This is a genomic window from Alteromonas sp. KS69 (assembly GCF_003989595.1).
Lineage (GTDB): Bacteria > Pseudomonadota > Gammaproteobacteria > Enterobacterales > Alteromonadaceae > Alteromonas > Alteromonas naphthalenivorans.
On record NZ_PYHU01000033.1, the window covers coordinates 59,856 to 85,503 of the forward strand.

Sequence of the window (25,648 nt, forward strand, 5' to 3'; positions counted from 1 at the left end):
TTTGACAATAAATGCGCAAGTAATTAGTCATCATCGCCCGCCTCCATTTTTAATAAATCAGCTTTTAGTAGATAGCTATTTTCTACAACGACTTGCTGGCCTATTTGCACGCCCTTCACAATCTCTACTAAACGGTTGTCCGTGTTCCCAAGTTTTACTTGGCGGGGGTAAAATCGTTCCCCTTCTTTGACAAAAACAATGGTTTGCCCATCTAACTCTTGTATTGAACTTTTGGGGAGTGCCAGATTGACTTCTTGGAAACCAATCTGAATATTACCCTCTACCATAGCGCCTAAAGGCCAATAACCACTGCCATTATTAACGTTCACAAACGCGATAGAATAGGGTTTGTCATCTGGTGAGGACGTAATGTGGCTTATACTTGATTGTTGCTGCAATTCCTCAAGCCTTAAAGTGACTTCCATATCAGCGGCAATATGAGTACGTTGTTTGGGGAAAATAGCCAATTGAGCAATTGCGCGAGAGTAATTAGCAACAGAAAGCAGCACTTGACCGTTGGTGAGCTCACCATCATTGGCGTGTCTAGCTATGATTTTTCCAGACATCGGTGAGGTGATTGAGTATTGATTTAAACTCTCGTTTGACTCAATGATTGCCAGCGTGTCACCTTTTTCTACTTTATCTCCAATATTCACCATGATACGTTTTACAACACCGTCGAAGCGGGCACGAATATGACTCAGTGACGCAGGATCATGAACTATCCGCCCAAAGGTTCTGGTTGTGAGCGATAATGTTCCTGATGCGGCCGATGCAGTCACGATATCGTGTTCAAGCATCCGTTCTTGAGATAACACTACGTACTCGGGTCTTTCTTCGGCTTCCTCATCGTCATCATCAGCCAGGGCGACAGAAGCAAACAGTAAAGTAACTAGCATGACTAACATGCCAAGCAAGTCACGTGCGCTAGTAACTAATGTAAATTGTGATTTATTCATTATTTTTTCTCTATTCATTGTGATGATTGAGCAGAAGTCGAAGGGGACGTCGTAAAAATTGGAAGACCTGTAAGTGCTTCCAGATCTGCGCTTCGAAGGTGAACTAAGCCTGCGGCTTTTATCATAGTTCGTTGCATATCTATGAGTTGCTGTTGCGTTGTCACCCACTCTATATAGTTGTAGCGACCACTTTCATAGCCATCCCGCGCCAATTTCAATGCAGATTCTAATGTTGGGACGACATTGTCTTGAAGGGTCGTAACAGTGAGCAAGGCTTGGTCTTTTGCGCTAATGACTTGATTTAATTGGCGAGTGAGTTCACGAATTTTCGCTTGTTTTTGATAGTCTATACTGTCAAGCAATGCGCGCTGTTGTTCGTATTCACCTAGATTCCGCTGCTTGGTATTTAACGGCACCGAAATACTGGCGACTAACGCTGTGTCATCAATTCCCTGCATTCTTCGGATACCGGCTTCCCACGCAATGTCGAACTGCTGACTAGTCTGAACCACTCTTAGTCGGGCCTCTTGAACCCGATAATTATCAGCATAAAGCAAAACGTGTGGATTGCTTTGAAGCTGTGAAAGCATATGTTCAAGTGATAGTGAATTTGGAAACGATAACAGTGTCCCTTCAACTTCCGCAAACGCAGCGTTAGTGTCACCCCACATGATGGCCAGGTCGCGTTTATACTCATTGAGTTTTTGTTCACTTATCAATAACGACAAACGCGCCTGCGACAACGCTGACTCTGCACGTTTTTTCTCAAGTGGTGAAGAAGCTCCCGCTTCAACCCGTGTAGAGACTGTCTGAAGCATTGTGCGAGCCAACATTTCAGCTCGTTGCTCAGTCTTGTGCAACGCTTGTTGGACAATGACATTGATATATCGTCGAGTTGTTTCACCCAAGATGTCCAGCGTACGAATGCGCCGTTGTGTAAGCAGTTGTGCTTTTTTTGAACTCACCACATTCATTCGGCCGCTGACTTTATCGCCAAGCTCGATGACCGACGATAAGGTCAGTGTCAATTCGGCATCTTTGATACCAGACACTTCGCCTGTTCCCAACACATTTTCAACTTCAACCCCAACTGACATTTCAGGTCGTAAGCTGGCCATTTTTGATTCACCATCCAAAGCCGAAGATTTAAATTCGAACACAACTAAATCTGGGTTGTTTGATAATGTGCGTTTGAGCGCATTTTCAAGCGTGATTGAAGACTTTTGTGCATTGGCAGATTGAACAGATATGCTCATGGTTACCAGTACAGCAGATATCAATTTCAGATACGCTGAGCTAGCTTTTTTTATGCCCAATGGGCGTGAAGAACGCATAAAAGAACCTTTTGTTCATAAGATAACGACATACATGGAAAGCGCCCATGCAAACATATAGGAGGGAATGGATTAATGTTGAGGTGGGCGCAAAAGGCCTTCGACTAGGCCGTCAGTGACGTTGCGGGAATAACTGTATTGATTGGTACATAACGGTTTAGCTACGTCATTTATTGGGTGTTGTGCCAGAAACTTAATCTGTCCACATTGACACAGCACACAATGGAAACACTGTGACTCTTCGCTCGACGTATTAACACCAGCATTTACATTTTTTTCGGGAACATCATAAGTGCCTATGGACTTTGATTGTTCAGGGACTGACGATACCTCCGCCGGGTAGTCATCGCATTGAGCGGCGAACGAAAAGCCCGATTGACACATGAGCAAAGTAATAAGTAGCCATGCCAACCTACGCAGTTTTGATGTGCAATTAAAAATTGGCATGTTCTTATCAACTTTGCGCATTAAGCGCTCGCTGTCTTTCATTTCCAGCATCTTCGAGGATCATTTTTGCCCCGCGCAACACAACGCACGAAACTATCACACCGATAACCAGATCAGGCCATCGAGAATCGAGCCAAAACACCAAAACGCCAGCAAAAATAACGCCTAAGTTGGCAATCACATCGTTGGCTGAAAATATCCAGCTTGCCCGCATATGCACTTCTTCATTTCTTTGTTTGCGTATGATCACAAGACAAATGACATTAGCAACCAGTGCAACTGCCCCCATAGCCATCATTAGTCCCGATACAGGTTCGCTACCGTAAATTGACCGTCTTACAATATCAATGATAATCAACAGACCCAGTGCCATCTGAAAAAAGCCGCTAATTCTAGCCGCATTCGCTTTGTGTAATAGCGATTTACCAATTGCATAAAGGGCAACACCATAGACAACTGCGTCGGCGAGCATATCAAGTGAATCGGCTATTAATGCGGTTGAATCAGCAAGCAACCCGATCCCCATTTCTATAACAAACATTGTCGCGTTTATTCCCAAAAGCCAATACAAAACCTGTCGTTGAGACTGGTCTTTTATTTCAACTTCGCACCCACATCCGCTCATTAGAAACACACTCTTTACTGATGAATGACATGAGTATAAAGTCTATACTTGGTATAGAGTCAACGGTTAGGAGAAAAAAATGAAAATTGGTGATGTCGCAAAGACGACAGGTTGTAGTATTCAGACCATTCGTTTTTATGAAAAGAAAGGTCTCTTACCTGAGCTCAAGCGCTCAAGTGGAAATTATCGTGTCTACGACAAGGGGACTATTGAACAACTCCTGTTTATTAAACAGTGTCGTTCATTAGATATGTCTATCACGGAAGTAAAAACGCTCATGGACAGTCGTTCGAGGCCAGATCAGAGCTGTTCAAATATCAATACGTTAATAGCTAAGCATTTATCAGACGTCATTATTCGCATTAAAGAGCTAAACGCATTAAAGTCATCACTCGAAAATATGGCGTCAAAGTGTGATCAAAACAAAACCATTAGGGACTGTGGCATTTTAAATTATTTACACACTTAAAAGTGTAAGAAGCATACAATTTCATAGCGGGCGCTCACCTTAACTTGTATCTATCGGCTAACATTCGTCATGTGTATAGATTTGTGAAGCAAAAAATACTAGCCTGAACTTTTGATAATGAGTCAGCCATGCATATTCATTTGTGGCCCTACAAAGCGATTTACATCGGAGTCAGTCCTGATAATGATGTTCATGCACATCATGCAGTCCAAATTTGCATTGGTTTAGACAGAGACATCTCGGTTCAAGATTACAAGGCACAAAGTATTCACACCGGACAATGTATTGTGATTTTCGAAGATGTCCCTCACAAGCTTTTTGCGCAGGATGATCAAATTGTAGTCATCTATTTAGAGCCTGAGGATAGGCATAACCAACAATTTCTCACTGCCTTGCGTCAAACCAGGAGTGATGGAATTAATACTCTGCCGCTTACTGGTAAAGAATTGGGATACATTTCTAAGCATCTATTTACTGACGTCGATATCGACAAAGTGTGGAAAACAGTAAATAAAGCGGTAGGGCTAGTCTACAGTCCTGCGCTTTCATCGCGCCCAGAGGATAAACGGGTACGAGCGGTCATCGACATTATTGCTTCGCAGCGAGGTTGTGCAATCGATATGGCGTTTTTATCATCGAAGGTTTTCTTGTCCCCAAGTCGTCTCACACATCTTTTTAAGCAAGAAGTGGGTATACCTATTAGTCGTTTTATTGTCTGGTGGCGTGTGCGCGCCGCAATAGAACAACTGAGTAAGTCAGCAACATTGACTGAGGCTGCCCATGCTTCGGGTTTTTCTGACTTACCTCATATGAGTAAAACGTTTAAACAGCTGTTTGGATTTGCACCTTCCTCGTTATTCAAACCGCACACCATTAAAATTCACAGTAATTAGCCGTTTGATACAAGCCGAATCAAGTTTGACTAGGGAATAATATACGCATCAATAAAAACGCGAATGTGTAAATACTATGAGAACGTTGGTCCAATGGATGTTCAGTCCATTATTTTTTTTAAGCTTTATCTTTGCTGCAACCAGTATTTCCCAAAACACAGGATCTCCAGCTTGGCTTATCCCCCTGCTTTTATTCGCCATCGCCTTATCTTTTGTAGCTGAGAAATGGTTACCATATGAAAAAGCATGGAATACACCGCAGGGCGATTTCGGGCGAGATATAGTGCATGCCATTGTCAATGAAGGCTCTTTGGCTCTCACGGTCGCGTTTATCCCAATAATGACCGCGATAGTGCCGCATTTTAGTATTTGGCCACACCATTGGCCGCTACTATTACAACTTGGGTTTGCCATCATCGTCGCTGATTTTGGGATAACGATGGCACATTATTTTAGTCATAAATACAAAGTGCTTTGGCGCTTACACGCGGTTCATCATAGCGTTGAACGAATGTACGGGTTCAATGGATTGTTAAAGCATCCCCTTCACCAAGCGATTGAACTAAGTGCAGGTACACTCCCATTACTTTTGATAGGTATGCCCTTAGAAATAGGCGCATTGTTAGGGTTTAGTGCTACCATACAGTTGCTGTTGCAACACTCTAACGTTGATATGCGGCTTGGCCCGCTAAAATATGTTTGGGCTGTTGCCCCAGGTCACCGACATCATCACGTAAAAGACGGTACCAGAGGTGACGTTAATTTTGGGTTGTTTACACATTTATGGGATCACCTCCTTGGCACATTCGTCACCAATTCTAATGAACGACCCTCACCACGTAATGGGGAGCTAGGAATTGGTAGTCAACCTAATTACCCACAAAATTATATCTCGCAGCTTTTTCAGCCTTTTAAGTGAAAGATTTAGCTTTTGCTTTTCTAATCAACTGCTCGACAATTGCTGCTCCAGACTATTATTCATGAGGAATATTACAAACATGTAATCAAACAGTAATAGCAGCGTCATGAGTTAATTACTTATGTTCGGTAGCCTAACTTAGCAGTTATCGTTATTTCGAGGAAAAACAAATGCAAATTGAGCAATTCAGTGACATTTTAGAGTGGACAGCTAATTACCATAAGGCTCTCGCTGAACAACTGCATTGCTGTTGTAAGAAGACAGATTTGAACAAACTTGTACTCGATTATCTCGCAATGCATGAAAACCACCTAAGTAAGCTGATCTTAGCCTTCAAAAACTTAGGTAAAACCGGAGAATTGGATACTTATTTTGTTGAGTACATAAACGATAAGCCTGACATACCTTTACTGTGTCCGCCTAACCTAGATGATTGCACTACTTATGAACAGGTCATAGAGCACGTTATGAAACGCCATCAACAAATTATCGAATTATTTTCGTATCTAAGGAAGCAAATGGTCGTTGGGCATCAAATAGAACTACTTGATTCTATTTTAGAAACCGAACAACAAGAGATTAAAATAATGGCACATGGTATTAACCGAGCGCACGAATTATAAGCCTTTCATTGGATTCATAAACTATGGAGTGAGGTTGTGAGGAAGCACCAACACAAGTCAAATTACAAAGAAGGAAGTCTCAGTCTTATTGGCGCGGTTGCAATGGGTACAGGTGTCATGATCGGTGCAGGTATCTTTGCTTTGACCGGACAAGTGGCTGAATTGGCCCGCGAGTGGTTCCCATTAGCCTTTATCATAGCGGCAATGATCACATCAGCAAGCGCGTATTCCTACGTGAAGTTATCCAATGCTTATCCTTCTGCAGGAGGGATTGCCATGTTTTTACAAAAAGCTTATGGCAAGGGGACTGCCACTGCGGTTTTTGCATTACTCATGTACTTTTCAATGGTAATTAATGAAAGCTTAGTTGCGCGGACATTTGGTCAATATACCGTACAAATAATTTATACAAAACCCAACGATTGGTTTGTCCCAGCGTTAGGTGTAGCAGTATTGATCTTTGCCTTTTTCATAAACATTATGAGTAATAAGGCTATCCAATCTATTTCATTTGTAATGGGAATCGCCAAAGCTTTAGGATTGGCGGTATTAGCGTCTGGAGGAATATATGCGGCCCAAAGAGGAGTTGTTGACACTTTTGTTCAAACGACCGACGCTTCGATTGTTGACTTTCTGGGGGCCGTCGCGCTAGCCGTATTGGCATTTAAAGGCTTTACTACAATAACAAATAGTGGCGGTGAAATCGAAAATCCACGTAAAAACGTGGGTCGCGCAATAGTCATTTCAATTGCGATTTGTATTTTCATATACCTATTAGTTGCCGCAGCAGTTGGAACAAACCTATCAATCAAGGAGATCGTCGCAGCGCGCGATTATGCATTGGCAGAAGCAGCAAAACCAGCCTTCGGACAATATGGACTTTGGATAACAGTCGGTTTTGCGATAATTGCTACCGTGTCAGGCGTCATCGCAAGTGTATTCGCTGTATCGCGTATGTTAGCGATGCTAACTGACATGGAGCTTGTACCACACAGCCATTTTGGTATGCCAGGAAATATCCAAAAACACACGCTGGTATATACAATAGTCCTTGCTATGACGTTAACGATATTTTTTGATTTAAGCAGAATCGCTTCTTTGGGTGTGATTTTCTATCTGCTGATGGATATTGCGATTCACTGGGGCGTACTAAACTACCTGCGTAAAGAAATTTCTGCCAACCGGTTTATACTGTTAACCGCCATTACATTAGATTTAATTGTACTGATAGCTTTCATCGTCGTTAAGGTGAAAACGGATAGCATCGTAATTTGGACGTCATTAGCGGGCTTGTTTCTGATAATTACCGCAGAGAAGCTTTATCTTAGCCGCAAAAGAAAATGATTTTACTGTTATATAGATAGGTAACTGAGGTCTGCATAACTCTTTTCCACATTCTGATTTTAGTAGAAGTAATCTCACACTAAATTGTAATCCGTATTTTCCGGCGAATGAAAATCGTTACTTTATTCAGCTCATTGATTGATAATTGTAACAGCAATATCACGTATTAAAGAACTTATGGCACAAATATTGGATTGTCTTAGGTAAACCGTAAATACATACTAAGCAAACGGCATAAGCCATCTGACGCTGTAAATGTTATGCGCGGATAGGTAATTTTTACACTGTGTCGAATTGCAGCTATTAAAGGATTGTAAATTTAGATGACTCACGACGACCACACGACAATAGCTTTAAGTACACTTATCAAGTGCTTGATGCTTATTGCAAGTGTGACTTATGGTTCATCTGTATTGGGTTGCGAAAGTGAAGGTACTGGCAACATCTCATCCATGAAGGGAACACCGGAAATTGAACAAGCAAAGCTGCATGTTCAAATGCACATTGAAGATAATGTTGATGAGAGCTGTCATGAGGAGTGCTGTACAGAATCTTGCGATTGTTCTCATGGAAATTGTTTTACAATTTGGCTACTGACCGGCAATTATCACTACAAAATTAAGTCATTTGATTATGTTTTCTCATTATTCGAAGGTGATTTACTACGGTCTCCTCCTTCTAGATTGCTTAGACCCCCAATAGCATAAGCCCGTTCTAGTTTTAACTACGAAAACTCGGTACATGCTCGGTCCGTTTTAACGTAAGCATGTGTCTGAATCTATCCATCAAATTAGAGAACAATTTATGTTAAACAAATTAAATAAAGATAGGCGCAGATTCGTTAAGTCTGCCGCTTTGACATTAGGTGGGACAGCGCTTTTACGTCAAATTTCACCAGCCTGGGCTAATCCAGAGGGCTTATCTCATGCTGGGCAAGAGTTAAAACCAAGTTTTGGAAACAACGTTGTCAGCGGGGAAAACATCAATATGATGATTAGCAGGCAGCACAAGCGTATTGCAAGCGCAGCTGGCCTACCAATTACAATTAATGGTTCGTCACCGGGCCCGTTAGTGCGTCTAAAAGAAGGTCAGCATGTCACTATAAATGTAACTAACAACTTGCTTGAAAGTACGTCAATCCACTGGCACGGATTGATACTCCCTTACACGATGGACGGTGTACCTGGCGTATCGTTTCCCGGTATCGCCGCTGGCAGTACCTTTACCTATGAATTCGATATTGAACAAAACGGTACATATTGGTACCACAGTCATTCAGGTCTTCAGGAGCAGCTTGGGCACCTTGGCCCCATGGTTATTGAACCAAAAGATGGCGACATCGGTGCAGATCGGGAGCACACCATTATTCTCAGCGACTGGACCTTTGAAGACCCTCACGATGTTTTCCGTCACCTTAAAGTTGCTGAGGGCTATTATAATTATCAGCAGCGTACAGTCGAAAACACGATTAAAGATATAAAGAGCCAAGGACTGATCAATACGGTCAAAGAACGAGCAATGTGGTCTCGTATGCGCATGAACCCAAGAGACATACTCGATGTAACCGGCGCGACCTATACATACCTGATGAACGGCCGTGACCCGCAAACAAACTGGACTGCATTGTACAAACCCGGAGAAAGCATACGCCTTAGGCTTATTAACGGGTCAGCAATGACCTATTTTGATTTCCAAGTTCCAGGGTTGGATCTGACAGTTGTTGCAGTAGATGGTCAGCCTGTTAAGCCAGTAACAGTAGGTGAAATACGGATCGCTGTTGCAGAGACCTATGATGTCATCGTAAAACCCAAAGATACTAAAACCTATACCATTTTTGCACAAAGCATGGACAGAAGTGGCTATGCCAGAGGCACATTGGCAACATCTGTCGGCAAAGAAGCAAGTATCCCGGCACTTCGCCCAATGCCTGAATTAGGTATGGACGCTATGGGGATGTCGGGAATGGCTGACATGGATTCAATGGACGCTACGAACAACAAGGAGACTTATGGTGGCCAAGAAAATCACGGTCCTAATCATTCGATGGCAGCGATGCAAAACAAGGTAGTTCCTGTGGATGGAATTCCTATTAAGCACTCACCGGACGGCCACGGACCAGGTGCGTCTATGATTGCCAAAAATCCGGTCAGCCGACTAGACGACCCTGGAATAGGGTTTGATGGGCTTTCTCACAAGGTACTTGTTTATTCAGACCTTACAGGTGCCAAGCAGTGGCCAGATAACCGTGAACCAACACAAACCATCGAACTGCATTTGACCGGTAACATGGAAAGATACATGTGGTCTTTTGATGGCAAAAAATTCACTGAAGTGGATAAGCCCGTTCATTTCAAGTACGGGGAACGCGTGCGCCTTATTCTTGTCAATGATTCGATGATGTATCACCCCATCCATCTTCACGGTATGTGGATGGAGCTAGAAAATGGTAACTCCCCTTCCCCCCGTAAACACACGATCAGTCTCAAACCGAGCGAAAAAGTCTCTTTACTGATCAGCGCTGACGCACCCGGAAATTGGGCATTTCATTGTCACCTTCTATATCACATGGACGCTGGTATGTTCCGCGTTGTAAACGTTTCTTAAGGGGTACCTTCATGAATTTACGAATTATATTTGGACTAATAATACTTACCGTAACACTTCGTAGTGTCGCACAAGAAACACCTGAAAGCTGGCCATCGCCTGTCAAAGATACACTTAATGGTATTGTTCTATTTGACAGGCTAGAAGTAGCGCGCAACAACCGTGAGGAGAACATCGCGGTTTGGGATATGATCGCATGGTATGGAGGCGACACGTACCGTCTTTATTTTAAAAGTGAAGGTGAAAATAAACAAAACGATGGGGAGCCAACGGATATTGAAAGAGCTGAACTGCTTGCTAGTCGCTTAATTGCACCTTTTTGGGAAATTCAGGTTGGAATTGGCGCCCGTGGCGAATTGACGAGTGACAGTAATATGGAAAATTATGCTGTTATTAGTCTTTTTGGAATGGCACCCTATCAATTCGAAGTAGATAGTTCACTTATTATTAACGAAGAAGGTGATGTCAGTGTCTCAATGGAAGCCGAGTATGACTATCGCATTTCACAAACCTCATATTTGCAACCGCGAATATCACTCTCTGCTTCACTTTCTGAGTCAGAACGGTTTGATAGACCTTCTGGGTTTAATTCAATTCGTGTTGGCCTTCGCTATCGAATGGAGGTCTCACGGGAATTTGCCCCGTATATTGGTGCCTATTGGTCTAGAGCTTTGGGAAACTCAGCGGATAATCTACGTGGCCTAGGCGATCCTGTGCATGAAGCAGGTGTGGTTCTCGGTGCCCGAGTGTGGTTCTAATGTCTGAATTATCCCAACAGTTTATGGCGTTACTGATTCAGTTGTCAGTCGCATTACTAGCAATTATTGCAAGTGCAATTAGCCATTACCGTATATTGCAGTACTTGACGAAATTCATAGTTCGTCTTCGCAATGGAGCACGCGGTTTAATTGTACTGTTTTGTGGGATTACAGCGTCTCAATTGCTAGCAGCTCTGTGGTTTACATTTGCTTTTAAAGTTTCCATAGCAATAGACCTAGGGAACTTAAAGGGTGGCAGCTTAAACCAGTTTATTGAGCTTTTCTACTTTTCGCTAATCAACTTGACTACGCTTGGGCTAGGCCAGATTGAAGCGACTTCTCATTTGAGATTTCTTGCTGGAATAGAAGCAATGACTGGCTTTTTACTCGTGAGCTGTTCGGCCTCAGTTTTAATTAAATACATGAAACATTAATCTAGAATTCAAGGAATTAAACATGACTAAATATACTAAATTTTTCGTGATGATACTTACCTCTACCGCCTTTATGTTGGTTATGATGTACTTAAATTCATATTCAATTGAACACGTTTTCTTTAGCGAGACTCGCTTATACATGGCTATCTACATGGGGGCGATGATGGCGGTCATCATGCTGCTATTTATGCTGAATATGTATGAAAGCAAAATTAAAAACGCTTCAATTTTAGTAGGTAGTGTCGTTGTTTTTTGTTTGGCGCTGTTTTTGGTGCGATCGCAAGTCACCATTGAAGGTCGCGCGTGGATGAAAGCAATGATACCTCATCACTCTATTGCGATCTTAACCAGTGAGCGTGCAAATATTGATGATGTCCGAGTTCAAAAATTGGCCGAAGAAATTATAAACGCGCAAGAGCGTGAGATTAAGGAAATGAAATGGTTAATCTCAGATATCAACAATAATGGCATCGTGGCCTCAGCGAATGAAGCAACTCAGCGCCCAGTCCCCGACTTTAGTAAAAAGTAACGATTATCTTTTATTATTATTTTATACCGGATAGCAAACATGAGTAAATCTGCAACGTTATACAGAATGCATACGAAGGAACATATTTGCCCCTATGGCTTGCGTTCTAAAGACCTGTTAGAAAGAAAAGGTTATAAAATCGACGATCATAAACTTAGCTCTCGTGAAGAAACGGATAAATTTAAGGGTAAACATGGCGTTGAAACAACACCTCAAACATTTATTAATGACAACCGTATTGGGGGATATGACGAGCTAAGGGAATTTTTTGATATGGGAGAAGCGGGGCAGACTGGCACAACCTACACGCCGGTTATTGCCATTTTTGCGACCGCATTTCTAATGGCGTTAGGTATTGTATTCGCGCACGCCGGCACAATTGGGTCACTTTCGACCGTTCCAGTCATCGAAGTCTTTGTTGCACTTAGTATGTCGATTCTTGCGATTCAAAAATTACGCGATTTATATGGCTTTACTAATTCTTTTATTACTTATGATTTACTAGCGATGCGCAGTGTGCGATACGGTTACGTTTATCCATTTGCGGAAGCGTTCGCTGGGATTGGTATGCTTGCCGGAATATCAGGCTATGTCGTTGGCCCCGTATCTCTCTTTATTGGAACCATTGGTGCAGTATCGGTATTTAAAGCTGTTTACGTAGATAAACGCGAGTTGAAATGCGCTTGCGTCGGCGGAGACAGTAATGTTCCCCTCGGTTTTGTTTCGCTTACTGAAAATTTGTTTATGATTGGTGCTGGAATTTGGATGCTTTATCAAGCAATTGGAGCTTAAACATTGGGTGTTGCTCTAACACCTATTGATGAAGCCACAATCACTTTCCAAATTGCTCTAAAATACTTTATGCGCCCATTTGCCCGCAATGGGAAAATAGGCGCTTCCAGCGGCCAAAACTTGCCACGTTTTTAATCGTCACTCTTTGTCGAGAATGCTTTGAAAGCTTTTTCTAGCGAATCTTCAAACTTCTCTTTGTTACAACCCCCGTCTTCACTTTGTTTGGTTTCGTTGTCTGTTGGTTTAATGGCTTGATTTGGCGTGTTCGTGACTTGGAGTAAATCGGTATTTAGCATCGTGGAAACCCTTCTGTTCGCGTTGATCTCATTAAAAACTGGTGTGCCGGATAACACACACATTATCTAACGCAAATAACAGGCCAAATTTCCATGTTAACAAATGTTTTGGGTTAACCCGAATGACAGTAAACTGCACTGAGAACGAATGCTTTCTATGTAGCTTTTCAAGGCGTCGTCTACCGACGCTATGTCACGAAAACATATATCAATCGCTTTATCTACATGTGGACGAGATTGGATACTTGCAATAACCTGATCTCTATCACCAGACATCATAAGCAAACGGATAGCCTCTTCCAACAGGAGCATATGGCAACCTTCCATTGCTAATACACCGTTATGTTGCATTCGGTTAACCACCTTTAAAGCTCGTTTATCACCCGTAAAAAGGTTTGATGGTTTGTTTTCTTGAGCGCCAAACGTGAGAATAAGTTCTCCTGCGTCAAGGTGAGGGGTACGAAGTTGTGCAATAACATCAAGGGCTTGCTCGTCGGAGATTGTGACAGGTTCGCTGTGAGATACAAAATAAAGAATACTTTGTATGTGCGCCGGTTCGAATCCCATTTTATTCGCTCTTGAAGGGGTGTGTATGCCCGCAACATATGGCAATGCATCAAGGTAACGGAACACATAGCTGTGATGAGTAAACAGGTCGACACAGTCAGTCAATAATGCATAACGTGCCAATTTAAAAATGACATCGTTATCCGTAAAAATATTAATTTTCACTATGCTACCCAGACTGCATACTCATTAGATACTCACTATCCTCTGAACGCACGTCTAGCTGCTGCATTGCCTCAGCACATGAAAATTGTAATGTCGCTATGGCGTTTCCCTTTTCTAAAAACCGCAGCGCTTGCTGAGTCAAAATCCAATCTCTTGTTTCGCGCCCATACGTCAATGCAAAGTGCCCAGCACTGACGCCGCTCGCTTGGCTTGAACGCTTAGCCTGAATAGCCAATTCAGCAGGTCGACTCAATCGCCCAAGTCGCTTTACCATTGAAACAATATCTGTCTCTTTGCGCAGCAGTCGAAGCGCATACGCATCGGCTTCGTCTTCCTGTGGGTCGGTCTCAACTTCTAATGATTCCCCTAATTCAGGTAACACTGAATCCGTTAAGCTTCCATCCTGCGTAAGGTGATCACACATGATATGCCCAAGCTCATGTAACAATACAAAAAGCTGCGTAGAGGGACTCTTGTGTTTATGACCCAGTACGATGGCATAATGCTCATTAGAGCGCATCACCATTCCCGCAGGTCGTGCAATATTGGTTGGAAAGCGAGACACATGAATGACTGGTATATGGCACGCCCAAAAAATTGGCAACACGTTGGCTAATGTGAGTTCCCCTAATGAGTCCAACGACTGTTGTAAACGGATAAGATCGGGTGTGCAGTGATTGTACTCGAGCACTGTGATAAGTGTATTTGCCACCGCTTGACATAAAAAAGTTGCGTCAGACAATTGTTGAATATCGATATGAGCGCGCTTTTTAAATTGTACCGTGTAAGCAGCGGGTAAAAATGATACGTTGCCATCGTTGACTGAGACACTTAATCCTAATCGTTGATCAAGTACTTTGGCAAACTGTAAAAAACCTGAGTTGCTTTGTAATAATGCATCATCCCACCACGCAGGCAGCACTCTATTGAGGGTAGCCCTACTAATGCCGACATCTCGGATCTGTTTGTAAACCGCCGACTTCGACGGAAGCTTGAATGCGGTCATCTCGCCCCCAATGTCATTATTATTGCTCAAGTTTACATGAGTGTGCCGCCAATAACAGCCTCCCCAATTGCTTTGCGTGACCGTCAGTACCATTCCAAACGTTAGTTAACACATCCATTAAGTATTGATGTGATTTAGGATCAATTTCTTGATACTTTTTATAATTAATATTTGCATAATTGCATAATACTAATAACCCTTTAGTTAGTTTTTTCTGTGGCTGGAACAAATTTCTATAAACCGTCGACTGACACATGTTTACATGTTCAGCGATAGACACAGATGTGTTAAATCCCTTGTCACAGTACTTTTTTAGTAAATCTTTTTGTAATTTATCGATATTCATTATATATATATTAAATGCATAATTGACTATTTATGTTATTATCATTTACAGACTAAATCAAGTAAGCTATCAACATGACTGATCCGGAAATTAGACACTTATTATTTGCGCGACTTGCAAGACGTAAGTCATTCTCAGAAAACCAACTGTGCGAAGAAGTTCCTATTCAAAATGGGCTTACTCGGGCCGATGTTGTGTTCTGTGGCAGCCGACTTGAGTGCTTTGAGATCAAGAGTCACCGAGATACATTGAAACGCCTCTTTTCCCAAGGGTGGCAATATGAACAGTCTTTTGACAGAGTCACCTTAGTCTGTGCGACAAAACACTTGAATAAGGCATTTGGCATTATCCCGAAATGGTGGGGAGTGCTTGAAGTATCTGGCTCGGGTCAATTACGTACTGTCAGGACAGCCCAGTCCAACCCTCATGTGAATATCAGTGGAATGGCTGATCTACTAGAGAACCAAGATGCTCGTGCCATTTTACAACAGTCTGGGATCACTAAAGGCATCGGGCGAATGCATCATGAGCAACTGCGCAAGACAATTGCAGAGCACCTGACGCTTTCACAATTAAGAGAGGCGACAAAAAAGGCATTGACCCAGCGACAATTGTCTCGCTGGCGTCCCAGCGAGCAAGTTGCTTAGACGCGCTATAGAGCGCTTATCATGGTTACATCGTTATCCATTAAACAACACCTGAGCAAAATGGTGATTCATAAACTCTGCTACATGACCGGTTGAATTGCCGGGTCCAGCTTGCGGAGGTGTCAGTGTTTTGTTGTGCCAGTTTTCATCTCCCCACGAGAAAGCCGGGCCACGATAATCGGGATGCAATATTAAGAATTCGGCTAATTCTATTATCGCTTGGGTATTCTTACCTTTTTGTCGCAAAACCAGCCAATGATCATCAAGTGTATACTTAATTGCAATATGACCAGAGCGTCGTGTTTCGCCAGAATCCCAAAGAGGACTTAACGTGCCATAGTCTCCATAGTGGAGATCAAATGTTAATGCACCCGCCACATCTTGATAAAGCTGTTTATCCAACCGGGGGATCTCTTCATCGCCCACAATATTTTGTAGTGTGGTGGGAAAAGCGCCTGATGAAAAGACAATGTTAGAAAAGCCAACGTCATGCAACTGCTCAATGGCAGTTGCAACGCTCGATGCCCTCGCAATCATTGCATCATTGGCTTCACCCATATCAATGAGCAGTAGTGTGTTAGTATTAAAGGCAAAAGGTATAAGAGCGGTTTCAAGCTCGTCAATCACTGAATCGTCAAAGATACTTACATCGTTACTAAATTCAATTCGAAATATCGGATTTGCTTCAAACGCGGACACAACGCTGCTGTCTAAATCAGATATTTCAAACGGATCGATAGCAAAACGCAACCCATGCTGAACAATCATTTGTTGAATATGTGCTGATACTCGTTTTAATTGAAAACGAGATAGGTCCATTATATTGTTAGTTGGCCAAGTGGCGGCAATCGCTGGGATCGCTTTTTCAAATGATGCTAAAAATTCTACATTCCAAATGGGGCATATTTTCTCCTGCCAATCATTTGGGGCATGTGACAATGCTTTAAGCTCTCCAGCTTTTACACGTAAGTTGGGATAATACATCGTTTCTCCTTATCATTGTTTCCATTTTGCTTGCTTTATGTCGCCAAGTTAGTGGGGTTTGTATTGCGCTTTTGCGGTAGTAATAGAATCGCAGGTAACACCAGTAAGTCCCCGACTAACGCCAGTGCCAGGGTAATTGCCGTCAACAACCCAAGGTTTGCGTTGATGATGAAATCACTGCTTGCCAATACTAAAAATCCCATCATTAGAATAAATGTCGTCAGCACAATGGCGTGACCGGATTCTTCAAGGGTTCTCACTAATGCGTCAACTCGATTACAATTGCAGGCTTCCCAAGCATATTGATAATGTGTCAAGAAATGTGCAGTATCATCGACAACAATGCCCATCGTGATACTCGCTACAATCGACAACCCTAGATTTATTTCTGATACCCATAGTCCCCATACGCCAAATGCTACAAAAGCAGGTAAAACGTTCGGGATCACGCTAAGTGCGCCAAGCTTGACTGATTTCAACGCAAACATCAGTACAAAGGCTATCAATATCATCGCAAGTACCGTCCCTATCAGCATACTTCGAATATTATTGTGGCTTAGATGGGCGAAAATGCTACTGGGGCTAGTGACAAAAAAATCAAACGATTCGACTTTGTTCAAGTGCACAGCTATTTCGTTTTCCAGACTAATCAATTGAGTAGAAGACAAGTTTTTGAATGTCACCATAATGCGCATTGCAGTTTTATCTAAGTTTATTTGGTTGGTCACGTCTAAGCCGAACGGTAAAGACATTTCATAGAGCAATAAGTACTGCGCCGCGAGCTCTCTGTTTTTTGGAATTAAATATTCAGCAGGATCATCACCATTCATGTTGCGGTTTAGTCGCTTTAGCACGTCAGTAAATGTAAATACGTGTCTTGTTTGTGGCAATGAATACAAATACTGTGTAAATGACTCCACATCTCGTAAGTAAACGGGATCTGTAACACGAGTTTGACTCGTGAGCACGTATTCTAATGTCGTTGTGCCACTAAGGTGTTGTTCACTAATATCCACGGCTTGTCGGAAAGAAACAGACTCATCAAAGTATGCAATCCAGTCATCGTTGAAATCATTTTTTTCAAGCCATACACAGATCCTAATAGTATCATCACAGTTAAGGCGACGATGCTTCTCGCGTTTCTATGGCACATATCTATCCACGCTTTCCATGTAATTTGAATGAGGTTGCCCCGCGGCGAACAAGGAAAGAACATGAGTAATAACGGTAGTAATAAAACGCTGAATAAAAACGCCATCATGACGCCAAGCGCAACGAAATTACCGAGATCTCTAAATGGCGGTGAATCGCTTGCATTGAGACTTAAGAAACCAATTATGGTCGTCAAGCTGGTATAAAAGATAGCTTTTGCATTGCGATCGACACTTTTAGCGATAGCGTCCTCATTGAGAATTCCTTCTTGACGAAATCGTAAATAGTGCGTTAACAGGTGAACACAATCTGCAATTGCCAGCGTGACTATGATAATTGGCGCAGCGGATGAGTGGCTCGTTAACGCGCCGCCTAGCCAGCCGATCAAACCGATTGAAGCTGTTACAGACACAATTACTACGACAAGAATATGGATTGATGCCACTGCGCTTTTAAGCGCAAACATGGCCAACAGTAAAATAAGCAGTACCATCAGCGGTAAAAGTGTCGTGGTATCTTGAACGTATAATTCGTTGAACGTCGCATTTGCCATCACCTCGCCTAAGAGGTAAACATCGAGTTGAGGGTATTCACGACGCAATTCCTCACTCAATGCATAGGCATATTGCACCGCATTATGCTCTGCACTAGCCGGTTTACCGCGAACATTGACCAAAACATTTACGGCTGTTACCGAGGCTTCATTATTGAGTAACCGCCCCATTAGTCCAGGCTCACTCAACGCAGCCTCCTTTGCCCACGCAAGTCTTTCAAACGATAAATTATCAATGTCGGGGAGTAGATCTTCAACCATAAGATCGTCGCCAACAGACCATGAATATTGATAGTTAGTCAGTGAATCAACACGATAGGAATGCGGGATCTGCCAGGCTCGCTCGGTTAGTTGATGAATGGCCGTAAAAACTTCTTCCGTAAAGACATCCCGCGATGCGGGAACCAGTAAAAACATGATATTGTCGCTACTGCCGAAAACGTCTTGGATTTCGTCAAACTTCATGCGCTGCGGATCGTTGATTTCAAAAAACTCACGATAGTCCGCATTAAAAACCACATGGTTGATACCCATGCTTAGTCCGCCTATCAAAATGAGTAAGGCAAACAGGGCAATGAGCCGATACCGCGAGAGTATCGACACCCACAAATCACAAAATTTTTCTGAACGAATCAAAAGGCGCTCACCTTATACGGGTATAAGCCCAACACAATTAGGCAGAAAAACGACCGCATACGGAAACGAGTCACTCAGTGCCCTATCCTATTCCATACGCAAGCATCGCATCGGCGACTTTTACAAATCCAGCGATGTTGGCCCCCTTCACATAGTTGATGCCACCGTCTTCTTTTCCATATTCAACACATTGGCGATGAATATGCGCCATGATCTGTTGAAGTCGTGAATCAACTTCCTCTCTTGTCCAAGGAAGCCGAAGTGAGTTTTGTGTTTGCTCTAGCCCAGAAACGGCAACGCCTCCAGCATTTGCCGCTTTTGCAGGTGCAAACAGTACACTTTTAGCCTGAAAGTATTTGACCGCCTCAAGGGTACAAGGCATGTTTGCGCCTTCTGCGATCAACTGTATACCGTTATCAACAAGGAGTTTAGCATCCTCAAGTTCGAGTTCATTTTGCGTTGCACAAGGAAAGGCCAAATCAGCCTTTATAAGCCAAGGCCTTTTGCCTTGATGATATATGGCGTGTGGGTAGTTTTCCGTGTATTCGCTCAAGCGTTGCCGTTTGACAAATTTAAGCGTTTTTAGAAATGCTAATTTTTGATGGTCAAATCCATCAGGATCGTAAATGAAACCACTTGAGTCAGACAGTGTCATGACCTGGGCACCTTCATTAATCAATTTTTCTGCGCAAAAAATCGCAACATTGCCGGCGCCCGAAATTAAGGCTGTTTTTCCTGCTAATGTCTCGTTACGCATATTCAGCATGTGCTGAGTAAAATAAACAACACCATAGCCTGTCGCCTCCGTTCGAATAAGACTTCCACCATAAGAAAGTCCTTTGCCTGTTAGCGTACCCACGAATCTGTTTTTTAGTCTTTTGTATTGACCAAACAGATAACTAATTTCTCTTCCACCCACCCCAATATCGCCGGCTGGAATGTCAGTATCTTCCCCAATATGCTTAGAAAGTTCGATCATCAATGACTGACAAAATCGCATGATTTCGCGATCACTCTTTCCTTTCGGATCGAAATCACTTCCCCCTTTACCACCTCCCATCGGAAGTCCAGTCAATGCATTTTTATAGACTTGCTCAAACGCTAAAAATTTAAGAACACTTTGCGTAACATTGGGATGAAAGCGCAAGCCTCCTTTATAGGGTCCAATAGCATTGTTAAATTGGACTCGCCATGCTCTATTGCAGTGAATATGGCCGTTATCGTCCTCCCAACATACTCTAAAAATGACAATACGGTCTGGCTCTGTCATTCTTTCTAATACATGCCCATCATCATATTTGGCATTGGCCATAACATAGGGCATTACTGCCCCTGTGAACTCTTGCACAGCTTGATGGAATTCATGTTCAGCTGGGTTTCTTGCAATTATTGCCGAATTAAATGACTTAATTCTGTCCATTTCATTCTTACTATGATCCACAGTGCTAATATCCTGTTTTAATTAGTGCTGATTGGTGAAGTCCAACACAAAGTTGCTCGATTCGCGCTACACTATTTCTGTCTATTGCTTTGCCCGGGTGGGACACGATGGCAGCTCCAGGGTTTATGTTTCGCATTTTCACGAATGTTTTCGTCAACGAATTGGTAGTAGCCTTCTTTCATCTTTGTCCAAAAATCATCAGAAATGTCTGCACCGTGTGCACGAATGATTGTCTCAATGCCATCTAAATTGCAGTGGGTCGCGTCATAGCCGATATGCAAAGTGTTTTTGGCTTCTTCAAATGAAACGGCATCAATACCAAAGGTCCCATCAATTTCAGCAACAATTGCTAATAAATTACCGTCGGTAATGCCGGTTAACTTCAAATGCCGTACCACTAAATTAGCCTCAGAAACGCCCACTCTGTGATCTAAATCGCTCATACTTTTCTCCTATAAATTAATTTCCTACGCAGTTATGTCAGTCACGTCTCTAATTACTTAAAACGCTATTGGCATTAACCACTTGCTGCATTAACGATCGTAAAACTGTCATTCTTTGTTCTATTAACAACAAATGTTCATCTATCGAGTTCCCCATCACAACAATGTCGCTTGCTGATATGCCGCTCTCGATAAGAACAAGACTTCTTTGCAGGCCTTTCTATATGTCTCTTTTAATCGTATCTTTTGTTCAGTATTAGATTCACTTTGGATCCTCTTCTCAATACTCGTTAAGTAGGTATCCATCATCTTCATATGCTCAACAATCAACGTTTGCCTCTCAGAAACGTCATTGATCCGTTGGATGCGTTGCATTAATGCATCCATGACGCGCTCGTTACTGCGTAACATCTCATCGGCACTCATGGATGTCTGAGCACTCGTAAAGGTAGCGGATAAAACGCCTGCGACAAACAATATTGAAACTAATGCTTTCTTCATTTTGAAATCCTTACACGGGGCTTGAAACGTTTGAATTGAGAAATCGTGGGAACCAACCTGGCGTGGCTTGCTTATATTGCCTATAGGTATCACCAAACTCAGTTTCGGCGTGCTGCTCTTCGCGTTTGGCCAGTCGAACATAGACAACAATGAGAATGGGAAACATGAGCAAAGTGGGTAGTGTTGGCCATTGCAGTAAAAAGCCAAACATGATCACAATGAAGGCAACATATTGGGGATGCCGACAACGTGCGTACCAACCGCTGGTCGCTAAGCTGCTCGTTTTTTGCGCGTGATGCAGGACATTCCACGAAGCAGATAAAACAAAGAATCCTAAAACGATGAGAACATTACTCAAGATGTGCAGTACATCCCAATGCGCATCGCCAGATAACCCCAACAGTGTATGCCACAAGTGACCATTTTCGTGACTTAAAAAATCTACGCCTGGGTAACTTTCGGCTAACCAACCGGACAAAAAATAGATGGTAAGCGGGAAACCATACATTTCAGTAAATAACGCCACGATAAAAGCGGAAAATACGCCTAAGCTTCGCCAGTCTGTTTTTGACTTCGGCTTGACGAAACTAAACGCAAAAAAGATAAATATTGCGGAGTTAATGATGACTAACGTCCAAAGCCCATAATCTGATTCACCGTGCATTGTCGCTCTCCGTTTTACGTCTTTCCTTGCGTGCCTGCTCTAACCCTTCGATATAACCTTGTCTGTATTGATCATTGTCTTCGGTTTGCTCTTTAAATGTTTGCTCGTCGTTAGTATGTGTCTCATGCCCTTTACCATGACTTCCGTGCATAAAGATATGCATCACTGGGCATAGCAGCAGGATCAAGTATGGTAAATAAGGGAAAACATGTTCACCATGCTCGACAAACAAGAAATAGCTTGCCGCCGCTATAAGTCCGATGGCGGACCAACCACTGGGGGTGCGCCAAAAAGGTAATTTTTGTTTATTCACAATACACCTCGCTTTTGTGTCGTTTAAGTTTTCAGAAAACGGTAAATCACTTGATCACCAAAGTGCCACGGTACATTTGCATCTGACAATGAAACGGATAGCGACCTGCCTTTTTGGGGGGAATAGTGACCATCACACGCTTGTTAAGCACTAATGTTTCACTGATCTCCAACTCGGGTATTAGTAGTGTTTCCGCACAGGGAGTCGCATCTTCTCTGTAGAACATCAGTTGTACAGACTCATTCGCGGGCACTGTGATATTGGCAGGTTGATACACGCCATCTTTCACGCGGACTTCGATGCTGCCGTCTCGTACTTCAGTTGACTTTGTTTGGTAAAGCCAAAACCACCAAACAATAAGCCCAATCACGACTAACCCTATCAAATTAATCCACATCATCTTTAGGTTCTCCTAGTGCTCTTTAGCTTTGAATAAACGTAATCGATTCGCGTTGGTCACTACCGTTAACGACGAGAATGCCATCGCTGCACCGGCAATTACTGGGCTTAGTAGTAAGCCTAAAAATGGATAAAAAACACCTGCAGCAAATGGGATCCCCGCGACGTTATAGATAAATGCTCCGAAGAGATTCTGCTTTATGTTTCTCAGCGTTGCCTTACTCACTGCAATCGCATCCGCTAACCCATGTAAGGAGCCTCGCATCAACGTGATATCTGCACTTTCTATTGCGACATCAGTGCCTGTTCCGATAGCAAATCCGACGTTGGCATGGGCTAAGGCGGGCGCATCATTGATCCCATCGCCGGTCATTCCGACGATTTCACCCTCACGTTGAAGTTCGAGCACTTTGTTTGCTTTATCTTCTGGCATCACTTCAGCAACGTAATCAACAATCCCCGCCTTTCGAGCAACGGCTTTTGCAGTCATACGATTGTCCCCCGTCAACATCACCACACGTATTCCGTTGTGCTGTAGGCGGTTAATCGCATCTATTGAGTCTGATTTTATTGGATCCGCAACAGCAATGACGGCAACTAATTTTGAATCAATCGCGAAATACATTGGGGTTTTAGCCTCTGCGGCCAGCCTCTGCGCTTTATCAACGTAATGATGAAGTTCTATTGATTTTTCTTTCATCAATTTTTCATTGCCAAATAGCAAACGCTGAGAATTCAGTGTTGCCGCTACGCCCTTCCCTGCAATGGACTCAAAATCAGTCACCGAGTGGATCGGCACACCTTGCTCTTTCGCTGATTCAACGATCGCCATTGCGAGTGGGTGTTCGGAACCCGACTCCAGGCTTGCAGCTAACGAAAGCACGTCATCTTGATTGTGAGCTGACGCAATAACAACGTCGGTAACTTTAGGCGCCCCCTCTGTTATGGTGCCGGTCTTATCTAATACCATTGTGGTAATTTTCGAAGCAGATTGCAGCGCTTCACCGTTGCGGATAAGTACGCCTGCTTCAGCCGCCTTGCCAACCCCCACCATGACCGACATCGGCGTGGCTAAACCTAATGCGCAAGGACATGCAATAATCAGTACCGTGGTTGCTGACACGATTGCGAAGGCAACCTCGGGAGCCGGACCAAAATTGAGCCACGCTAGTGCGCTCATTACGGCAATGATCATAACAACCGGCACGAAATAGGCAGAAATAACATCTGCCAATCGACCAATAGGTGGTTTTGAATTTTGTGCACGTTTTACCATGTTGATGATCTGAGCTAGCGCGGTGTCTTTTCCCACGCGTTCTGCCCGAAAGACGATAGAGCCTGATTTGTTGATGGTACCGGCCACAACCTCATCGTCTTTTCGCTTCTCAATTGGCATAGGCTCACCCGTTAGCATTGATTCATCAATACTGGTTTGGCCCTCGACGACTACACCATCTACAGAAATGCGTTCTCCGGGTCGAACCCGGATAAGATCATTGAGCAAAACATCTTCAATAGGAATATCAATATCATCGCCATCTCGAATGACACGTGCAGTCTTGGCTTGCAAGCCTATCAGCCTTTTAATGGCCTCTGAGGTTTTACCGCGTGCTTTGATCTCAAGGGCCAGGCCCAAATTAATTAGGCCGATGATCATGGCGGTTGCCTCAAAATAAACATGTCGTGCCATTTCAGGGACATACCCCGGAAAGAACACAACTGTCATCGAGTACAACCAGGCGGTTCCTGTACCCAAGGCTATCAAAGTATCCATATTGGCCGAATGATTTTTAAACGAATTCCATGCACCCACATAAAAATGACGACCAGAGAACACCATGACACCTAATGTCATGAGCCCAATAATCAACCATACAATTCGCTCCGTGGTCGTGTTGACGCTCATTTCCCCGGTTACCAAACCATAGATCATGAGCGGTACTCCAAGCGACAATGCAATGACCATATGTCGCATTAGCTTTTTATAATATGCCCAATCCGCTTGCTCTTTTTCTTCAATGGCAGCCTCATCAGAATCGGCATTTGCCAGCGTTGCGTTATACCCAGCTTCTTCTACCGCACGAACCAGTTCGCTTGGCGAGGCATTACCATTGATAAGCACTGTACGCTGTGCAAAGTTCATTTCTGCGCTGGTGACGCCTGCGACTTGTTTTAAGGCTATTTCAATTTTAGTGACGCAACTGGCACAACTCGCCCCTTGAATATTAAGTTGTATCTCGCCTGCATCGGAAGACACCTGTCTGGTCTGCGTTTTAGTGTCAACCGCTTCGTTCGCAGTTGATGTTTTATCGCCGCCACTACAACACCCATGTGCTTTCGCACTGTCTGTTTTAGAATTCATAAACCACTCCCTATTTAAACCTTGTTATGACTTAAGCGCTGTGAAACCTTCAATTAAATGGCATATCGTATCGGCCGTTGGAGGTTGATCGGGTTTGTTTTGCCACTCTGAAGTGGCTAAGCGCATGCGCTCTCTAAGTTCATGCATGTCCTGATACCGCTGTTCAGTCTCTTTCAACCTCTTTTCAATAACACGCCTTACCGTTGGACACGGCGCATTGGTTTGTGAAGATGTAACTAGGATCTCTTTAATATCATTGACCGAAAAACCTAGTGACCGAGCACTTAAAATGAATCGTAGTCGCGTCACATCCGCCGGCCGATAATACTTGTATCCATTGTGGGATCTATTTGGGACCAAAAGTCCAATGCGCGTATAATAGCGTACGGTATCAACGCTAATATCTAGTGCATCTGCTATTTGTTTTACCCGCATTTTAA

Annotated in this window: 29 protein-coding genes; 12 read left to right on the forward strand and 17 right to left on the reverse strand. The window is 43.2% G+C overall.

Annotation, left to right across the window (positions count from 1 at the left end; all coding sequences use genetic code 11):
• Positions 1–23: 23 nt before the first annotated feature.
• From C7Y69_RS15870 to C7Y69_RS15885, 3 genes are all read right to left on the reverse strand, one after another.
• Positions 24–959, reverse strand: a complete 936-nt coding sequence (locus C7Y69_RS15870; RefSeq protein WP_100971747.1) for an efflux RND transporter periplasmic adaptor subunit — start codon at positions 957–959, stop codon at positions 24–26.
• Between the two features lie 14 nt (positions 960–973).
• Positions 974–2,293 (reverse strand): TolC family protein, encoded by a 1,320-nt coding sequence (locus C7Y69_RS15875; protein ID WP_126873346.1) that lies wholly within the window; start codon positions 2,291–2,293, stop codon positions 974–976.
• A 454-nt stretch (positions 2,294–2,747) separates the two neighbouring features.
• Positions 2,748–3,365: a cation transporter gene (locus C7Y69_RS15885; protein ID WP_012518514.1), complete on the reverse strand. Its 618-nt coding sequence runs from the start codon at positions 3,363–3,365 to the stop codon at positions 2,748–2,750.
• 79 nt (positions 3,366–3,444) lie between these two features.
• Here C7Y69_RS15885 and cadR point away from each other — a divergent pair, with 79 nt between their 5' ends.
• The 11 genes from cadR to C7Y69_RS15940 all read left to right on the forward strand — a co-directional run bounded on the left by cadR (position 3,445) and on the right by C7Y69_RS15940 (position 12,733).
• On the forward strand, positions 3,445–3,834 hold the full coding sequence (gene cadR, locus C7Y69_RS15890) for a Cd(II)/Pb(II)-responsive transcriptional regulator (RefSeq protein ID WP_044447485.1): 390 nt from the start codon (positions 3,445–3,447) through the stop codon (positions 3,832–3,834).
• 128 nt (positions 3,835–3,962) lie between these two features.
• Positions 3,963–4,727 (forward strand): helix-turn-helix transcriptional regulator, encoded by a 765-nt coding sequence (locus C7Y69_RS15895; RefSeq protein ID WP_052806655.1) that lies wholly within the window; start codon positions 3,963–3,965, stop codon positions 4,725–4,727.
• Between the two features lie 76 nt (positions 4,728–4,803).
• A complete protein-coding gene (locus C7Y69_RS15900) occupies positions 4,804–5,646 on the forward strand; it encodes a sterol desaturase family protein (protein ID WP_126873347.1) in 843 nt (280 codons plus the stop codon).
• A gap of 170 nt (positions 5,647–5,816) precedes the next feature.
• Positions 5,817–6,269, forward strand: a complete 453-nt coding sequence (locus tag C7Y69_RS15905; RefSeq protein ID WP_044447482.1) for a hypothetical protein — start codon at positions 5,817–5,819, stop codon at positions 6,267–6,269.
• 36 nt (positions 6,270–6,305) lie between these two features.
• The gene (locus C7Y69_RS15910; RefSeq protein WP_126873348.1) at positions 6,306–7,613 is read left to right on the forward strand and encodes an APC family permease; all 1,308 of its coding nucleotides are present in this window, start codon (positions 6,306–6,308) and stop codon (positions 7,611–7,613) included.
• A 323-nt stretch (positions 7,614–7,936) separates the two neighbouring features.
• Entirely contained in the window at positions 7,937–8,320 is a 384-nt protein-coding gene (locus C7Y69_RS15915; protein ID WP_044447478.1) for a hypothetical protein, read from the forward strand.
• A gap of 97 nt (positions 8,321–8,417) precedes the next feature.
• The gene (locus C7Y69_RS15920; protein WP_126873349.1) at positions 8,418–10,217 is read left to right on the forward strand and encodes a copper resistance system multicopper oxidase; all 1,800 of its coding nucleotides are present in this window, start codon (positions 8,418–8,420) and stop codon (positions 10,215–10,217) included.
• Positions 10,218–10,228: 11 nt separating this feature from the next.
• Positions 10,229–10,975 carry a copper resistance protein B gene (locus tag C7Y69_RS15925; protein WP_126873350.1) on the forward strand — a complete coding sequence of 249 codons (747 nt, stop codon included), beginning with the start codon at positions 10,229–10,231 and terminating at the stop codon, positions 10,973–10,975.
• Entirely contained in the window at positions 10,975–11,409 is a 435-nt protein-coding gene (locus C7Y69_RS15930; RefSeq protein ID WP_185864188.1) for a two pore domain potassium channel family protein, read from the forward strand. The genes C7Y69_RS15925 and C7Y69_RS15930 overlap by 1 nt, the downstream gene beginning before the upstream one ends.
• 22 nt (positions 11,410–11,431) lie before the next feature.
• Entirely contained in the window at positions 11,432–11,941 is a 510-nt protein-coding gene (locus C7Y69_RS15935) for a DUF305 domain-containing protein (protein WP_044447469.1), read from the forward strand.
• Positions 11,942–11,980: 39 nt separating this feature from the next.
• Positions 11,981–12,733, forward strand: a complete 753-nt coding sequence (locus C7Y69_RS15940) for a MauE/DoxX family redox-associated membrane protein (RefSeq protein ID WP_044447467.1) — start codon at positions 11,981–11,983, stop codon at positions 12,731–12,733.
• Between the two features lie 131 nt (positions 12,734–12,864).
• On the opposite strand, the gene C7Y69_RS15945 is transcribed toward C7Y69_RS15940, so the two are convergent.
• The 3 genes from C7Y69_RS15945 to C7Y69_RS15955 all read right to left on the reverse strand — a co-directional run bounded on the left by C7Y69_RS15945 (position 12,865) and on the right by C7Y69_RS15955 (position 14,767).
• The gene (locus C7Y69_RS15945; protein WP_044447465.1) at positions 12,865–13,029 is read right to left on the reverse strand and encodes a hypothetical protein; all 165 of its coding nucleotides are present in this window, start codon (positions 13,027–13,029) and stop codon (positions 12,865–12,867) included.
• 96 nt (positions 13,030–13,125) lie between these two features.
• Positions 13,126–13,761 (reverse strand): hypothetical protein, encoded by a 636-nt coding sequence (locus C7Y69_RS15950; protein ID WP_126873352.1) that lies wholly within the window; start codon positions 13,759–13,761, stop codon positions 13,126–13,128.
• A gap of 4 nt (positions 13,762–13,765) precedes the next feature.
• Complete coding sequence (locus tag C7Y69_RS15955) at positions 13,766–14,767, reverse strand: ImmA/IrrE family metallo-endopeptidase (RefSeq protein WP_126873353.1); 1,002 nt, start codon at positions 14,765–14,767, stop codon at positions 13,766–13,768.
• A gap of 420 nt (positions 14,768–15,187) precedes the next feature.
• Here C7Y69_RS15955 and C7Y69_RS15965 point away from each other — a divergent pair, with 420 nt between their 5' ends.
• Positions 15,188–15,760, forward strand: coding sequence for a sce7726 family protein (locus tag C7Y69_RS15965; RefSeq protein ID WP_126873354.1), 573 nt, complete (start codon positions 15,188–15,190; stop codon positions 15,758–15,760).
• A gap of 33 nt (positions 15,761–15,793) precedes the next feature.
• Here C7Y69_RS15965 and C7Y69_RS15970 read toward each other — a convergent pair whose 3' ends face one another.
• The 11 genes from C7Y69_RS15970 to C7Y69_RS16020 all read right to left on the reverse strand — a co-directional run bounded on the left by C7Y69_RS15970 (position 15,794) and on the right by C7Y69_RS16020 (position 25,643).
• Positions 15,794–16,744 carry a beta family protein gene (locus tag C7Y69_RS15970; protein WP_126873355.1) on the reverse strand — a complete coding sequence of 317 codons (951 nt, stop codon included), beginning with the start codon at positions 16,742–16,744 and terminating at the stop codon, positions 15,794–15,796.
• A gap of 35 nt (positions 16,745–16,779) precedes the next feature.
• Positions 16,780–17,760, reverse strand: a complete 981-nt coding sequence (locus tag C7Y69_RS15975) for an efflux RND transporter permease subunit (protein WP_126873356.1) — start codon at positions 17,758–17,760, stop codon at positions 16,780–16,782.
• Positions 17,718–19,085, reverse strand: a complete 1,368-nt coding sequence (locus tag C7Y69_RS15980; RefSeq protein ID WP_126873357.1) for an efflux RND transporter permease subunit — start codon at positions 19,083–19,085, stop codon at positions 17,718–17,720. The genes C7Y69_RS15975 and C7Y69_RS15980 overlap by 43 nt, the downstream gene beginning before the upstream one ends.
• 82 nt (positions 19,086–19,167) lie before the next feature.
• On the reverse strand, positions 19,168–20,505 hold the full coding sequence (gene gdhA, locus C7Y69_RS15985; RefSeq protein WP_126873378.1) for an NADP-specific glutamate dehydrogenase: 1,338 nt from the start codon (positions 20,503–20,505) through the stop codon (positions 19,168–19,170).
• A 92-nt stretch (positions 20,506–20,597) separates the two neighbouring features.
• Entirely contained in the window at positions 20,598–20,969 is a 372-nt protein-coding gene (locus tag C7Y69_RS15990) for a hypothetical protein (RefSeq protein WP_044447462.1), read from the reverse strand.
• Positions 20,970–21,125: 156 nt separating this feature from the next.
• A complete protein-coding gene (locus tag C7Y69_RS15995; RefSeq protein ID WP_260563537.1) occupies positions 21,126–21,470 on the reverse strand; it encodes a hypothetical protein in 345 nt (114 codons plus the stop codon).
• 10 nt (positions 21,471–21,480) lie between these two features.
• On the reverse strand, positions 21,481–22,134 hold the full coding sequence (locus C7Y69_RS16000) for a methyltransferase family protein (protein WP_013755267.1): 654 nt from the start codon (positions 22,132–22,134) through the stop codon (positions 21,481–21,483).
• On the reverse strand, positions 22,124–22,447 hold the full coding sequence (locus C7Y69_RS16005) for a DUF2933 domain-containing protein (RefSeq protein ID WP_013755268.1): 324 nt from the start codon (positions 22,445–22,447) through the stop codon (positions 22,124–22,126). Before C7Y69_RS16005 ends, C7Y69_RS16000 begins: the two co-directional genes overlap by 11 nt.
• Positions 22,448–22,493: 46 nt before the next feature.
• Complete coding sequence (locus tag C7Y69_RS16010; RefSeq protein WP_044447459.1) at positions 22,494–22,847, reverse strand: cupredoxin domain-containing protein; 354 nt, start codon at positions 22,845–22,847, stop codon at positions 22,494–22,496.
• Between the two features lie 12 nt (positions 22,848–22,859).
• Positions 22,860–25,208: a heavy metal translocating P-type ATPase gene (locus C7Y69_RS16015; RefSeq protein WP_185864189.1), complete on the reverse strand. Its 2,349-nt coding sequence runs from the start codon at positions 25,206–25,208 to the stop codon at positions 22,860–22,862.
• Positions 25,209–25,232: 24 nt separating this feature from the next.
• Positions 25,233–25,643, reverse strand: a complete 411-nt coding sequence (locus C7Y69_RS16020) for a MerR family transcriptional regulator (RefSeq protein WP_126873358.1) — start codon at positions 25,641–25,643, stop codon at positions 25,233–25,235.
• Positions 25,644–25,648: the final 5 nt, after the last annotated feature.